This is a genomic window from Mesorhizobium sp. M1050 (genome assembly GCF_040318715.1).
Lineage (GTDB): Bacteria > Pseudomonadota > Alphaproteobacteria > Rhizobiales > Rhizobiaceae > Mesorhizobium.
Genome location: NZ_JAMYMV010000185.1, coordinates 1 through 554, shown reverse-complemented (window position 1 = coordinate 554; position 554 = coordinate 1). Strand labels below are relative to the sequence as shown.

The 554-nt window shown below is 65.5% G+C and carries 1 protein-coding gene; it reads right to left on the bottom strand.

Annotated elements, in window-relative coordinates; all coding sequences use genetic code 11:
- Positions 1-554, bottom strand: a 554-nt coding sequence (locus tag NKH57_RS33800) for an ISAs1 family transposase (protein WP_352950710.1), incomplete at both ends; no start/stop codon positions are given.

The window sequence follows — 554 nt, the reverse complement described above, 5'->3', positions numbered from 1 at the left end:
AGGAGATGAAGAGCCGCGTCTCGATCGAGACCGCGCCGGTCTTCTTGATCGTGCGACGCGTTGTGACGGCGAGAAAGCTCGCAAGCCCCTTCCAATCGGGATGACGCTCGGCGAGCCAGGCGGCATCGGCGGCGCGGATCGTGCGCTCCTCGATCCGGCCGTGGCCGGCTTGCGGCTCTTCTTCATGACACGAACAATCGGCCGCGAGCACGGGATCGTCGAAGAACAGCGCGACATCCTCCTCGAGAGTTCCCTGATTGCCTTTGAGCGCCAGGACATAATCGGCCTTCTTGGAGACGATCTTGGCGGCGATCTGCCTTTGCGTTCCCATCGCGTCGATGGTGACGATCGCGCCTTCGAGGGCGAGCATGTCGAGAAGCTCGGGAATGGCGGTGATCTCGTTGCTCTTGGTGTCCACCGCCCGCTGCGCCAGCACGAGGCCCGCCTCGTGCGCCCAGGCCTGAACGAGATGCAACGCGCCTGTCCCGTCGGCGTCCTGCTTGGAGCCGCGCACGGTCTTGCCGTCGATGGCGACGACGCCGCCGATGCGCCCG